Raw genomic sequence first — 14,862 nt, forward strand, 5'->3', positions numbered from 1 at the left:
TAAAACCATGTCGGAAAGAAGGCGAGCGAATGCCTGAGCACGCCACCAGCCAGCTTCCGTCTGCACGTAAATACCGGTTCAGCGAGTAACACCCTCTGACTCCGTGTAATACGTCAAAACGGTTGCGGGCCGGACAATTCACAGTGCCTTGCATCTTTCAGTGCAGCGTCTTACGGCGCGCCGCTTCTGTTACCTCAAGCCATGTGTCGTTTTCGTCTTCGGAGACCGTGAACCAGGGATAACAGTGCGTGCGACATTCATAATTTGCCCAGACGCCGTTCACGTCTTCGCCGGCAGCGCGGATGATTCTGTACTCGCGCCCCGTCGCATCACGAACGTGCGTGTCCGCATATATTCCGTCACGGGCGCTATCGTCGCTGACCCATCTCCAGTCGTTGAGGTAAAATGGCAGCCAGACGCGTACCGGCTGACCCTTATTGTCATACTCTGTTTTGCCGGTCACGGCCCAGCGTACCGTCGCATGCTCGCTGACGGCAGCACCGCGATCACTGGCCTTAAGTCCTCCTGCCGCAGTGCGTACCAGGGCGTCTCCGGGCGGGCTGAGCACGGCCGTCTGCAGAAGCTGGCCACCGCCGTACAGCATGACCTGAACCCTGACCTGCTGCTCCGGATCATCGTCATAGCGATCGGTCTGAATACGTATGATGTGAGGCGGCGTTCGCAAGTCATCAGACTCATTCAGCGTTATGCCGTCTCGGCTGAGCTGCTCAGCCCGGCGTCGCCACACCAGCTCGCCGCAGCGGATGCCCGAAGGTTTTCCCTGCGCATCAGGGAGCTGCCGCATCCAGCTGTCAGTCACTAGCGTGAACGCCTCGTGAACTGGCACGCCTTTTGTTTCATTCAGTGCCACCGCGTCATATGCGGTCACAGGTGGCGTGAAAAGGATATCTCTGAAAGGCGAATAACCTGCCTGTTCCGCCTTTTCAGCACCAGGTGGCGTTTCGGTCCCGTAAAAACGGGCCCATGAGACCCGCCCCAGTGCGTCCAGCCTGGCATCTGTGATGTTATCGTTAATGTCCTTTATCCTAACCGGGGTAATGAAGCGCCAGTCAAAACGTTCGACGCTGGTAAAATGGCTGATATCATCTGTCGCCTCACGAACAGCCAGATAGTGTTCGGTGTAGCGTATTGCGGTTGCCCTGACGAGCTCGCTTTCGCGATACGTTTCAGGCAGCCAGTACCCGTTGGCATCGTGATAGGTAAAATGACTATGCCGACCGCTCCAGGCTTCATTCACAGCAGGAGCGTGTGGAACGGTGACGGGATGATATCCGCCACGCCTGAGGAGGGATTCAAGGGATTCTGCCTGCGTCTTTTGCGAAAGCAGCTGGTGCGCATCCGTAAATGTCGTGCCTTCAGCATCTGCCAGCGCCATCCGCCAGAAGAGCGCGTCCGGCACCGACGCGGCCAGCGCGCTGGTGAACGCCTCTTTTTCCACAGCACTCACGGCCAGCGCAGGCGGTGCATTCTCGGTGACCGCGTCATGCATAAACCAGCCAGCCACCAGGGGCAGCCAGGCATCGGGTATGCGGCTCTCCTTTTTAAGCTGCAGGCGAAGCGGTTCTGGCAGCAATTCATCGTTCATATCAAGAAGCCGCTGGCTCAGACCGTTAACCGACACGGCTTTTTTCAGCGCAGCCCGGATGACCGTTATAGCGTCGCTGTCATCCGGTTTCTGCTGAAGATATTTCACAGCCTCCCCGGCCAGAATAACCGGGGGCAACTCCGGCAGACGCCTGCGCATGCGACACAGCACGGAGTCATGGTCCTGTGTGCAGGTATCGCTGAGGGCGTTAGTGGCCAGGTCTCGCAGGGTTTCTTCAAAAATAGGCCGCAGGACATTCAGCGACTGCTCATCGTGCATGGCTGTCTCGGTGAAAGCCAGCAGCGCCTGCCTGTCAGGCACGTCCGCAAGCGACTGGCCGTCTTCAGCGCTTCGCCAGTGTGTCCGCATAAAACTGTCCAGAACTACGGAGCCCTTACAGGACAGCAGGCGATCAATTTCTCTCTCACCGCTTGTGGTGTTCAGCAGAAATTCAATGCTGAACCCCTCTCGCGGGAGAGTGTGGTTTTGCAGTCCTTTAGGATTTCCTTCAGGATGGGTGCTGCCATACCAGATAACGTCCGAGCGAGCTGTGTCAGGCAGGCCAGTCGCAAAGTTAGTTTCTGAATCGAGGTTATGAACGCAGGCACGCATCAGCTTTATCCAGCAGTCATACTGCTGCGTATCCGTACTTTCCCTGATGAGTCCCTCCGGCAGTGAGGCCGGATAAATATTTCTGTCATCTTCCTCTTCAAGCAGAGCCTGCGGGGAAAGCAGCCGCGGGTAGGATACTGTCGCGCTTTCAAGTACGGCACCGTACCTGTCCTGCCGCAGAACGATGGTCTGGGAAACAACCGGGTCCTGATGGTAGCGCTCGCAGCTGTAAGTCATACTTTCCACCTGCGTTACCAGCGAAGCGGGCTTTTCGCTGAAGTATGTAGTGCAAGCACAGACCTGCCAGCGCGAAGTGCTTACGGTGTAAGGTGTTGTGCTTTTTAGCGTAGCGTCGAGGCCGTACACTTCAGCGCGCTGCAGCGCACCGCGCAGGCTTCTCCTGAGCCAGGCCTCCGTTTCGGCGTCGGGCACAAACGCTTCCTGTCGGTTTTCATCCTGAGCCTGACGCATAAAACGCTCAGGGCGCTGCGGGTATTCCATTATTCCATTAAAGGTGCCACGGAGATGTTCATCATGCTCCCGCAGGCCTGTCATAAACCAGCTTCGCACCTCTGCAGGCGGTGCCATCTGTTCTGACGTGCCGCGGGTGAATGCATGCGTGTCACGCTGTATAACCTGCCTGAATCCTGCGAACTCTTTTTCCTTACCATCCCAGACGCCGCCGAGATAGCGCGTTTCGCTGCCCAAAATCAGGCCGGTGATATCATTCACCTGCGTGACCTGGCTTACGGTGTGGACAGCGAATGGCAGATAGCTGACGGGTGTTTCGCCCGCTTCCTGACGTGCTTTTTTTTCGTCAAGCCAGGCCTGCGCCGAGCTGCGGTAAGAAAGCAGCGTCCTGGAACCGGTGTTTTCGCATATTTCCTCAAGCAGCCATGGCTTGGATACGTTCAGGTCAAGCAGCCAGGTGCGCGGAGAGAGACCCGGCTGCGCGTGGGGAACGGTCAGCAGGACGCTGGCCACGCCAAGTCCCTGCACGTCGGCCACCTGCACAGTGCAAAGTCCGTCGCCGCGTATCCCATCCGGCAGAGGGATGGTGCCCGCCTCTCTGAAAGAGTTACCGCTTTCGTTGATGAACAACCGCAGCCCCTCGTGCGCCAGATACAAAATGTCCGGCGTACCTGAACCATCGGTATCGGCCAAAAAAATGCGATCTGGTGAAAAAGATTCTTCAGAAATGTCGAAGCCCGCAACGGTTATGGCTTCGCCAAATCTGCCATAACCCAGCGAAGGCCAGTAACGGACGCTGCCTGCCGTTATTTCCGTAAGGTGCTGCTGACCGCTGCCGGGCAGGTCGGCAAAAAGCACGAGCCGGTGCGCATCATCTCCGGCCGGGAGCGGCCAGGTTCCGGTGTACATCTGGTTCACGCCCTGCTTCCAGCCCCGTTTACCGTCTGAGGGCCACACGCGTACAGCCCGCGGCCCCACCATGACAAGGTCACTCAGGCCGTTCCCCGTCAGATCGGCCAGCTGCGCCTGTGGGTGCATAAATTCCGCCGGCAGTGCATTGAAAGGCACAAAGCCATTCCAGCTGCCGTCCGGGTCCAGCGTAAAACTGCCCGTGACGCCAGGCAGGGGTACCACCTGCTCAACCCGACCGTCGTTATCGAGATCCATCAACTGCCAGCCCGACAGGGAGGGTATTCGCTCAAGCTTTTGCGCAGCCCCCCATGTCACAGCATCAGGCCCGGCTCCATCGGATATATCGCGCTGCGGTGCGCGGTACCACCATCCACTGGTATCCTGATAAAGGAGACCCGGCAGCCCTTCCCCTTTCAGGTCTGCCATCTGCCAGTATTGCCAGGAAAAACCCTCCAAATCTGCCCGGTACTCCCACGCGTGACTGTCCGGCAGGGGATAAGGCTGTGAGAGCCCGAATTCCACGGGCGGCAGGGTCACAGGCGCGTCGTCCTCATCGGGCTCATAAGCAAAAATCTGTGCCGACGTCAACCAGCTCACAACGGGGGAAGTTTTGTGCGTCAGCTGCAGACGACTGACAAGCACCGGCTTCTCGTCACCGCTTCCGTCCATAAGACCGATACGATGAAAAAGTAAAAACTCACGGCCCAGGCGGCGTGTTCTCACCTCAAAGCCGTAATGCCATCGGGATAAGGGATCGGGACGCACCGGCCACGCGGTACGGACGTCACCGCCTGTTGTGTCCACAGCATAAGGGGGCGGGAGATCAGAAGGGATGTTGCGTTCGCCGTAGTCAATAATCAGGCTGCACAGCCAGTTATTCTCTGCAAGGGCTGCCGGATTTTCGGGTACGAAAAAACACAGTCCGGGCGTTGTGTTTGCCCAGTGTATGTGGCTCAGGTAGCATCCCGCTACATGGAGATGCTGTGACTTTTCAGCCTCGCTGCAGTTATCGTCGTTCTCAGAGCGCCACCGCCAGAGAATATGTTCACCACGTGCGTTAACCTGCTCTTCAAGCTTCCATTCTGCAATGCGGCAGGCATCGCCGGGGTCTGCGAGCCTGGCATTATCTGACCAGCCGTATAACGCCAGGCCCCCGTCGGGAGAAAATGCAATCCAGAATGATCGCACCGTCAGGCCGTCGCTCAGCTCTTCCCAGTACTCAGTGCGGCTTGCTGTACCGCTGTAGCGCGACAGGTATCGGGTCACCCTGAAGCTGCCGCTCTGCTTAGAAAAAGGCAGTGCAGTACGCATTTCGGGCACGCCGGCACGGATAAGTTCGGCCCCATCCGGTCCGTTTACTGATTCTACGTCTTGGTAATCCGGCACACCAAAGCGGGTATTGCGTCCTATGGCCGGCACCGTCAACTGCCAGCCGAGACCGAATTCGCTGTTTCCTGCTGCGCTGCTGTAGCTGAGCGCCGGGCCCGGCGCAAACCCCCTTCCCGCGGAAACCGGCAGCGGAATACTCCAGCCCGCCACGCCGTCCGGGCCGCCGGCAGAAAGAGCGCCGCTGCTGCCGGTGAGCGTGCCTCCACCTTTGGGTAGTGAGGGTGGGTTAAAAACGCTGCCCGACGAGTTTACAGGCGCAGTTAAAGACATTTCAGACATAAATGACCCTCAGAACATCGCACCTCAACGGGCGATTTGGCAGAGATTAAAAGATGAAGGGCTATGTGCCGCAAGCATACAGAGTTATCCAGAATCAAAAAATCATGCTCTGTATTAAGAAATATCATTACGAAAGACATGTATGCCTCATTGCTTTGTGCAGCACCTTTTTAAGAAACCTCATGTGCGTTTGAGCGCTAGTCACTTCGCTCCAGGATTTATGAGATTTACAAATCAATTTCTGCAATCGAGACGCTAGATATAAACATTTAGAACATCACTAAGAAAAATTCCAATAATCAGACGTAAAAATAAACAAAGTCACAAGCGATAATAGTTATTAACATCATCTCAAACCGCAAGGCAACCCAACGACTGAAAGTTAGCATACGGCCTGTTTTTATTTAAATTTACTCAGAACTCACTCAAGCAGCAGCGTAGTTCAGCCCCAAAAATCTCATTCTTTAGCCGATTAACGCGGGAAGCTTTACCTGGCATCATGTCTTCACTCCCGACACTATCGCCGCCAACTAATGACAATATAAGAAACATTTACTCTTGTCAGGGCTTAGTCAGACAGGCATTTTAGATATACTAACTAACACTCCTTTCGAAGTTTTAAGTTATACCCACGTTTGATTTACGACGTACGGTTTTCACTACATAACAGCGCCTGAGAGTATGCATTTTTAGTCTTTTATTGATTAATGACTAAACTCTGCATAAAACGATTAATAATTTTGCAATGAATAGTTGAAAAAATTTTCCCAGATAAGAGTTATTCATGCACTTCATAACTAGCCCTTTACATAGAAATCAATTGAGGAACAGATTTATGCCTGTCAAACATGTAGCCCTGCATGCGGGTACGCCAGAAATTACTGTGACAGGTACTGCCGGACCGGTCTGCTCACTAAGCCTTCTGCGAACTCCGGGTGAAGAAGATAAACCTCCACGTCATCTTTTATCACGCACTCTGGGTGCCCAGCTTACCCGTTCCGTAACTCTGTACGGTGCCCGTCCCCTGAACGGCGACACACCAAATGCCACAATAGTTTCTGGCACGGATGGTCAGACCGTTAAGCTGCAAACTGCCGATGGTGATACCACTCTGAGTTTAACGACAGCAAGCGGTCAGCCCCTTTGGATCAGAAATGCGCAGGGCACGGTGAATATATACGGCCATGAGGATTCATCTGCAGCCGGTCGTATTCAGACTATCAGCGAGCAGCCGGCAGGGGGTAAAATTCGCATACGGGAGATGTTTGCATGGTTGCCTGCGGACATTTCCTATAAAAACAAAAATATCGCAGGCGGCCTTGGCCGCCATTACGACAATGCAGGCTATAACGATATCCTGTGTCTGTCACTTACGGGAAAAAGGCTGATAACAAAGCAATATTTACTGGCCTCAGAAACAGAACTGCCTGACTGGAATACCGGCGAACAGCCGGATATGGAGGAGCCTCTTGCTTTGCACAGCACGTACGATGCTACAGGGGCACTTCTGACACAGATAAATGCGGCCGGTAACGCTCTTATTACAGCGTATAATGTAGATGGATATATCAGTGAAACGCGTATGTGCCAAAAGGCCCTGGGTGCAGATAACGATGTAGTCACTTTGTTCGATGTTTTACGCAGTGCTGACGGACTGATACTTTCACAAACTTCCGGCAACGGTGTTACTGAAGATTTCCAATACAATCAGCGGACCCGGCATGTGATTCGGCACGTCATCAGACGTGCTGATGCCATCCTTAGTGATCTGCATTATGAATACGATCCAGCAGGCAATATCGTCACGCTTAATGAGGCAGAGACTGCAAGTCAGTGGCATCGCAACCTGTACACTGATGGTGAGCGCACCTTCACATACGATACGCTTTACAGGTTAGTTCAGGCCTCGGGACGTGAACGTCTTCCAGATTCAGGCAGAGGTCCGCAGACTGTGCTTAATGTGAACAGTGCCTGCAGCAACACTGTATGGTCTCCATACCAGGAAAATTACATCTACGATGACGGCGATAACCTGACCCGAATTATTCATACAGGCAACAGGCCTTGGACACGAGAGATTGAGGTATCTGCCTCTTCAAATCGTGCGCACTCACAGGAGCAAGGTAGTAATCCAGATGCAGGCTTTCTGGCGGGTGGTTTACAGACGCACCTCGCAGACGGCCGCAGCCTTGAATGGTATGCTGATGGTCAGCTTAAACAGGTTAACCCAGTAACCCGGGAGTGCGAGCCCAGCGACACAGAAACCTACTGTTACAGCAATAAAGGAACGCGTACGCGCAAAATCAGCAGAACGAAAATATCCGGAGGAACGCAGATTTTTAAAACCACCTACGCAGGAGGAATTGAAACCCGTCAACGTAGACTGAAGGCTGCAATTACGCTAGATATAGTGATAACCGAGACAGATAGAGTAAGGCTGACAGAAAACAGAGAGACCGGTGAAGTATATCTGCACTGGATATTCCCAGACTATCTGGGAAGCAGTGGGATTCAGACGGACTGGGAGGGAAGGATCACGTCACGGGAAGAATACTATCCATACGGGGGAAGTGCCGGAGCTGATGAAGAGCTGATAGAGGTCTGCGATCGCACGCGTCGCTATTCGGGAAAAGAACGAGATGCCACTGGACTGATTTACTACGGCTGGCGTTACTATCAGCCGGAAACGTGTCGCTGGCTTTCAGCTGACCCAGGGGGGCTGAATGACGGGATCAATCTTTACAGGTTTTGCTGGAATAACCCTGTCAATGTTATTGATACAGATGGCCGTGGTTGCGAAGGCATTAATGCAAAATCTCATACAAATGGAGCCCAAAGCGACAGTAATGATTTAACAAGTCAGAAAGCAAAACAGAACTGGTCAAGACTTAAAGGGATTGTATTTCCTGACAATCCTTCAGTATTTCCGCGGGTACACAAGAGTTACTTGTTTGAGCGTTTTACCGATGAAGAACGTCAAACACCGTTTTCTCGCAACTGGAAAGGTGTCCAACAGTGGACTCAGGAGCAAAGAGCAGATAACGCATTTGATATCCAAAACGGATTAATCAAACTCGAAGGAGAGAATTTTAGTAGCTATATTTCAGCATCCAGTAATGGGATAGTTTCGCATATAGATAACTGGAAAAGTAATGCGATTGGATATGTGCTTGGCCGCATTGAGGGAGTAAAGAAAATTATAGGCTTTGTTCCTGAGCTTGATGTGGTGCATCATTCCAGTGTATTTGCTGGACAAGGAGTATTGGATGCCGGAATGATAACAATAGCTAATGGCAGGATAGCATATATTGAAAATAAAAGCGGTCATTATCAGCCGGATATCAGCAGAAAACTGCATACATTAAAATTCCTCAAGGAAAAAAATGTAGACCTTAGTGAAACATTCATTTCTGAAAGAACAACGCCACAAAATCATTACGAATCAGACATATATTTTGCCGATGAATTTCTGGAGAAATATCCAAAAGGATTGCCATTAGAATCTTATGATGAAAAAGATCACGACTGGCTGCCTCACTCCTTTTCACTTGCCCCTTTAGAACGTGAAGTAATGAGGGCAAGTGATGAACAACATCGACAACGACTGATTTTTTCCGGCAGATTATGGACATCGAATGGCCAGAGTCTGAAGCTTGCAAGACATGTATGAGATATGAACAAAAGGTATACAAAATCTTTTGATAGACTACCTTAAAAAAGGTATATCAATTATTCACTAACTGCCTGTGATGTGCCTGATGATATTGTCAGGCCTCCACCTATTAAGGGATGGGATTGTAAAAACATGCTCTAAGTAATGAAAGGCTCCTCTTTCCTGGTCACTGAATGGCAAGCCATTTTAAAAATCAATTTTATAACCTGATCTAAATTTATATTTTATTATAAACTCCTGCATTGCTGCCACTTCTCAAGACCGTGTACTTTCACACGCAGGAGCAGAACTTTGTAGGCGTTTAATTCTTCGCAGAGAAAAATCTGTTTTCGATCAAAGTAGCCGCAGGCATTGAGATATGGATGTTTTCGACCTTTTCTTTACATCAGATTTTGCAGGCTATGTATTACGTGAACCAATTACAGATAACACCTGACAGTGCGCTGAGGATGATCTGGTTTGTAAATATAGGGAGTAAAACTGGACTCAGTGACAACATTGTACGAAATATCACCGAAAAAGTTAAATTTATGGTGCATGATTTCGAATCAGGGTAGCGATGTGATTTTGTCAACACACTACGCTTTAATGCTGCGAAGAAAATAATCTTAAAGATTGTCAGAGTTTCTGAAGATGTTCCGGCGCTTTATAAGCCACATAAAGGGTATAAGAGCAAATAGCACTTGTTCACAGAACACACTATTTTTTAAATAAAACATACAGTTCGGAACCTGTTAGGGGCCAAAAATTCACAGGAGGTGTCACTTCGGTAAACCGTATTGAAAGTTTCTTCCAAAGTGGGTGGAATGCCTTGAAGAGTTTTAAAAAGCCAGATGCCAAACATAACCACCCAGGAAATTGATAAGTTTTTTCGTATGTCGTCCATTAATCCCTGAAAAGAAATATGAAATTGTTTTATGATGAAAATAACATACTATCATTATTATTTTATGACCTCGAAATAATATCACCGGGCTTACTTTAGCTGACGCTCGCTTAATATAATGAGAGGCCTGATACAGCTGCAATAGTCATAAGTATTGATTAGGCTTTTTGAATAACTCGCTTGCTTAGGGTAGGTAATAGTGTTTATTATGTCTCAGCCATAATGTATGAAGTGGCCAAAAAAATGGCCACAGTTTTGGTGTTTTTCATTGTCGACTTACCGATTCGTTGGAAGATAACCCGCAGTTATGTTCATGCGGTATGAGCGCGCTATAGTATCTCATATGAAAACCTGTTATTTCACGAGTAGCAACTCTGAAGTTTACGTAACACCGCCAGAATGACATTACGTCAAAACCTGGTAACATTAGCTGGTTCTAAGCCACTTTATTTACACTCACGCACAGGTTATCTGAGCAAATGAATAATGGTTAAGCTGCGGTGTGTGGTTCGCACGCTGACCCAGAATCATGCTGTGCATGCTACGAGTTAATTAACTGAAAGCAGATGAGTGTATGTACAGTAAATACTACAATTTTGTACATACATCAGTAAATATGAATCAGGTAGTTTTCATATCAGTTGTCGTCAATCCTCAGGGGAATAAATTGGCATTCAACCGCTGATTTTTTACATTCATATCCCTGGATACCAATTACGCCACTTTCTTTACTCCAGTTAAGCAGTTCCTCAATGGAAACAATGAGCGTCTTTAGTTTATGCTCATCACCTTTTTTATGATACTCAAGGTCGATTAAACCGTTAGCTCCGCTTAGCATGTATGTACAGTTAGTTAATGTTCCTCCTGTCTTGCTTTTATCAAAAGAAATATATTCCACAGCAGAAAACCCTGTAACTGCATATTTTTCATGCTGCTGAGAAATCCAGCGTCCCTCCCATCCCTTAAGATTTTCCGGCGCTGCATACACGCCATCAATATATTCTATACGTTCCGGCGCTGGACAACTCATTGTCTGAACGTTAAGAGCCATTACACAGGATGATGCGGTTAATAAAGCTGCCAGCAGACTAGCCTTTTGGGTATTATTCATTTTCTTCCTTATGTGATGATTTTATTATCCGCATCAGTGGCCGAATGAAAAACCTGGTTCCGTATGGGTATGTTAATTAATGATAGCAGCCCCGCGTCAAGAATCTCCTTAACCAGTTCCGTCGAACGTTGAGGATTCAATGTGCCGCGCATCAACTGACGGATTTCCCGAGGACTGGCATTAAACTGTGTGCAAAGTGCGCAGATATTGCAGCCATGCCTTGTCAGTTGTGGCTCAAAGTGATCAATACGTTCTGACAGGACCGTCTTAACAGTGGTTGTATCAATGTGTTTTACTTCCAGTTCGAAGTCACTTCGTAAACACGAACCAGATAAAGACCTATTTGAAGCAGTGTCTTTGACCGGATAGCTGATACTGTTACCGACTAATCAGTAATAAAATTATATATTTCATTTTTTAGCTGATGATTCCTCACAGAATTCAGTCGATATGAGCCCGCTACCGATCTCGTAATGCACCAGACTTGCACACTGTTTCGAACACCGACTTCTTCCATGCTGGGACGGCGCACATCACTTTTGAGTTTCGGATGGCCAATCAGAATAATTAGGACCTTTCTTTCCCCATCTGTGGCCAGCTCAGATAGGGGTTTAAGCGAGTTCAGTGTTTTCACATGCAGATTGTGAGCATCATCGATAAACAGGAGTACCGGCTTTTTCGCCTTGCGAAACATTGTCTGCAATTCACTGGCGCGTTTCTCGGAGTCGCCGGGGATTTTGATAATTTCTTATGTTTAAGGATCGCAAAACAACGCCGCTTCAGAAAGTAATGCCGTTAATTTTATCTTGCCCAGACTTAGTGAGCGGGCAACAATGACCTTGCCCTCATTTTTCAGGTGCTTGCTTAGCCGTTGAATGAGTAAAGTCTTTCCCGAGCCAATAAACGCAGTGAGTGCAATCAACCAACCGCCAGGGATAGCAACATTAAGGTCCCGGTGGATTTGCTCATGGTGGTCGGACTGGAAACAATCCACATCAACCGGTTCACCGTGTAAACCACAAAGAATAATGACTTCGGTAAGCGCAAGCTGCTGCCTCCTTTTCGCCCTGCAGTAAGCGTTCACGAACTGCTGCAATAATCGCGGGTATGTACAATGTTTCATCCAACAACTGTCCGATTATTATCCTGTCCTCTGCCCTGAGCATGCCCGGCGGCAAGCGCAACTCCCCGGCAAGAGCCAGTCGTGCCATCAGTGTACTGAAGTAAGTCAGTTCGCAAAAAGGATCTGGCCCCTCAAACTGCCCGGTTGCTATCGTCAGGGTGACACTTTCAACAATGTCAGTTTAAGCACCAGTACAAGCTATAACATCAGGTCTTTCCGGAAGTCCAGCGAACAATTGAAGCCAGTCTGCAGCAAGATACTCATCGGCCACGTGGTGGTATCCATACGACATCCAAATGTGCCAGACGTGAATAAAATCTCCCCTGTGAATCTATCCTGCCACCTAAGTAAATTATTCTTCTTTTGGATAAATGCGAAATGGCATCTGACTTGAATGCTCTTTCTCATTTTACTTAATCACCATTTGCAAATTACTTGAGCATCTCCAGAAAATTATCATTCTTAACTTGAGAGATGTGGAACAAAAGCGAACCTGACTAACCAGCCGTTTTGGTCAAATGCAGACACTTGTTATGTTTATTGCAGACAACTGCAGGAAGTTCAACGTACTTGTGCTTTCAGCACCATATCATCTATCATCGTGCAGACTATTCTCTCTACAGGCTTTGTCACTACCTGCTCATTTTTTTCATCATTTAAACATTATATAGACCCGATATGTTATCAATAAATGCACGCACCATTAGCTTAATTTATCATCCACCTGTTGTCAGGGTTCGCTTACAATTAAAGATGCAGAGGCATGAAAAGGCCCGGTTGCAATGTCTCTGACTGACTTATTGGGGTCCCGTAAAAGTGAGAATTTCAGGATTACACTGCTACTGCCATTTACGGGCAATAAAAAGTCATGGTTGTTTTTCAATTGAATACCGTCTGCGAAAACGCTTATTCCCAGTGCATTGTTGTCTGTGCCAATCAGGGAGTCAGACCAACTGACGGGGGTCATGTTAAGTCTCAAATTAATCTGGTGTTCATTTTTCCCCTGGCAGGTCACCGTGATTATTTTATTTTCATCGTTACCTCCCCCTTGGACCATCTTAATCTCACTCCTCTCAACAGAACCGAAATCAATATTTATCTGATTTCCACCATTTACAGAGCACAATTCAGGAGGAGGAGGAGGAGGAGCATAGCCAACACAGCTGTAACGCTGGCGATAGGTATTTTCCCCATAATTTAAAAAGACAGACCGAGGATCTGAAGGTCCTGCCGTCAGAAAAGCAACTATGCAGTAATTATATCCGGGTCTGAGTGACTTTTCGGGTATAACCCATGTGCCATGATATAAACCTATATAATCAGACCATCTGGCATTACCACTGTATGCTGCAGGAGTGGGCTCTACTTTGGGACGAAGATTGATTCCCCGAAAACCATCACACTGCGGATAGCCGCTTACAATAGCGCAATACTGAAGCCAGAAACCTTTTTCGCTGGCACCGGGCCAGGGCATGGCAGGTAAAACTGTATTGTCTCCGCCTGTGGAACGTATCGTCACCCGGCTTCCCGGGGAACAATATCCACCCGGACCATCGCATGTGGCTTCCAGGCCTGCCAGCGCCCTGAAAGAAAGTAAACAATATGTGCTTACTATTATCACAAGATACAATGGCTTAATTACTCTTCTCATTACATTCTCCATAATTAAATCCGATGGCTATGAGCATCTCCCGGAATCTGCACTGTCTGGTTCAGGGATAAGACAGCTCAAAAGTAGTAACTGCCATAAAACTCCCTTGCCTGATGTTACGCATTCGCAGGGCATCAGGCTCACCCTGTACAAATCCCCTTAACTGCAACTGCGTCATCCCACTGCTCAGAACCCTTCCTGCCAATGGTTGATTGAAAAGTAATGGCTGGCCACCTTCAAGCTCAAGTCCAATGGCTATGCCCGACGCAGGGCCGGTGCTTAAGGCCAGTAACCCCGGAAGAGAGGGATTTTCAGTGCCTTTGAACATCATGGTTACTGTATTGCCAATTCGTACATCACAGTTCAGGAGATTGATTGTAAAAATCTCCCCGAAGGTGCGGACATTCTGGTAAAGATATTTATCAGCGCTGATTCCAAGATCCAGTCTGATGTCTGTTGTTTCAGGATCCAGCACACACGGCTCTGCTACCAGCGCACCACTAAAATGCAGATTGTTCTCTTTTGTATAAGCATTGCTGCTGAGCCCGGCAATCGTAAGCAGGAGCAACAATGTCAGCCTTAGACGGAAATGACTAAGTTCAGTAATCCATGCCATTGCCTTTTCCTTACTGATAGGCTGCTACCAGCGTGGCCGTGAGACTGAAATCCTGTTCAGACAGTACAGTCCCCTCTTCCCTGACCGGCACAGCCTGTAAAACAGGCGGGTTCTGATAGTTGACAGGAATTACTGCATTGATTTGCAGAGGTTTACCATTTTGTAAAATGCGAATCCCCAGACCCGCAACACTGGTTTTCAGCGCTGTGCTTTCGAATCCTGCCGGTATACCTTTTATCGAAAGTCCTAAAGACCAGGCTTTATTTACTTCGTCGCAGGTCAGCGTATAAGGAACTGGTTTGACATAACGTTGACCATCTACCCTGTTAATACCGATGTTGCCAAACTGCACATTTATGTCCTGACCACCAGCTACGTGGCAAGGTTTTTTGCGCAGCGTACCGTGGAATTCTACCAGCCGCTCATCTCCTTTTTGTTCGGCATGTACACCAGGTTGTACCGCAAAAGTCGATAATGCCAGTATTACTACAGTGGTTCTTTTTGAGTAAATGGGGATATTTTTCACTGACATA

At 48.9% G+C, this 14,862-nt stretch carries 8 protein-coding genes; 1 reads left to right on the top strand and 7 read right to left on the bottom strand.

What is annotated here, in order from left to right; all coding sequences use genetic code 11:
* Nucleotides 1-157: 157 nt before the first annotated feature.
* Complete coding sequence (locus ACVKSX_RS13415; RefSeq protein WP_354439106.1) at nucleotides 158-5,269, bottom strand: SpvB/TcaC N-terminal domain-containing protein; 5,112 nt, start codon at nucleotides 5,267-5,269, stop codon at nucleotides 158-160.
* 835 nt (nucleotides 5,270-6,104) lie between these two features.
* Between ACVKSX_RS13415 and ACVKSX_RS13420 the strand changes: the two genes are divergently transcribed.
* Nucleotides 6,105-8,939: an RHS repeat-associated core domain-containing protein gene (locus ACVKSX_RS13420; protein WP_163762705.1), complete on the top strand. Its 2,835-nt coding sequence runs from the start codon at nucleotides 6,105-6,107 to the stop codon at nucleotides 8,937-8,939.
* A 1,526-nt stretch (nucleotides 8,940-10,465) separates the two neighbouring features.
* Here ACVKSX_RS13420 and ACVKSX_RS13425 read toward each other — a convergent pair.
* The 6 genes from ACVKSX_RS13425 to ACVKSX_RS13450 all read right to left on the bottom strand — a co-directional run bounded on the left by ACVKSX_RS13425 (nucleotide 10,466) and on the right by ACVKSX_RS13450 (nucleotide 14,861).
* Nucleotides 10,466-10,939, bottom strand: coding sequence for a DUF3757 domain-containing protein (locus tag ACVKSX_RS13425; protein WP_163762704.1), 474 nt, complete (start codon nucleotides 10,937-10,939; stop codon nucleotides 10,466-10,468).
* Between the two features lie 385 nt (nucleotides 10,940-11,324).
* Nucleotides 11,325-11,642, bottom strand: coding sequence for a hypothetical protein (locus tag ACVKSX_RS13430; protein WP_354439109.1), 318 nt, complete (start codon nucleotides 11,640-11,642; stop codon nucleotides 11,325-11,327).
* 51 nt (nucleotides 11,643-11,693) lie between these two features.
* A complete protein-coding gene (locus ACVKSX_RS13435) occupies nucleotides 11,694-12,023 on the bottom strand; it encodes a hypothetical protein (RefSeq protein ID WP_163762703.1) in 330 nt (109 codons plus the stop codon).
* 769 nt (nucleotides 12,024-12,792) lie between these two features.
* Nucleotides 12,793-13,581: a fimbrial protein gene (locus ACVKSX_RS13440; RefSeq protein ID WP_161973561.1), complete on the bottom strand. Its 789-nt coding sequence runs from the start codon at nucleotides 13,579-13,581 to the stop codon at nucleotides 12,793-12,795.
* 193 nt (nucleotides 13,582-13,774) lie between these two features.
* On the bottom strand, nucleotides 13,775-14,329 hold the full coding sequence (locus tag ACVKSX_RS13445; protein WP_242459352.1) for a fimbrial protein: 555 nt from the start codon (nucleotides 14,327-14,329) through the stop codon (nucleotides 13,775-13,777).
* 10 nt (nucleotides 14,330-14,339) lie between these two features.
* Complete coding sequence (locus ACVKSX_RS13450; RefSeq protein ID WP_163762702.1) at nucleotides 14,340-14,861, bottom strand: fimbrial protein; 522 nt, start codon at nucleotides 14,859-14,861, stop codon at nucleotides 14,340-14,342.
* Nucleotide 14,862: the final 1 nt, after the last annotated feature.

It is taken from the genome of Pantoea sp. PvP021 (genome assembly GCF_054056055.1).

Excerpts from the sequence above, each read along its gene's own strand:
- ACVKSX_RS13415 (WP_354439106.1), bottom strand. The coding sequence starts at position 5,269 with ATGTCTGAAATGTCTTTAACTGCGCCTGTAAACTCGTCGGGCAGCGTT.
- ACVKSX_RS13420 (WP_163762705.1), top strand. The coding sequence starts at position 6,105 with ATGCCTGTCAAACATGTAGCCCTGCATGCGGGTACGCCAGAAATTACT.
- ACVKSX_RS13425 (WP_163762704.1), bottom strand. The coding sequence starts at position 10,939 with ATGAATAATACCCAAAAGGCTAGTCTGCTGGCAGCTTTATTAACCGCA.
- ACVKSX_RS13445 (WP_242459352.1), bottom strand. The coding sequence starts at position 14,329 with ATGGCATGGATTACTGAACTTAGTCATTTCCGTCTAAGGCTGACATTG.
- ACVKSX_RS13450 (WP_163762702.1), bottom strand. The coding sequence starts at position 14,861 with ATGTCAGTGAAAAATATCCCCATTTACTCAAAAAGAACCACTGTAGTA.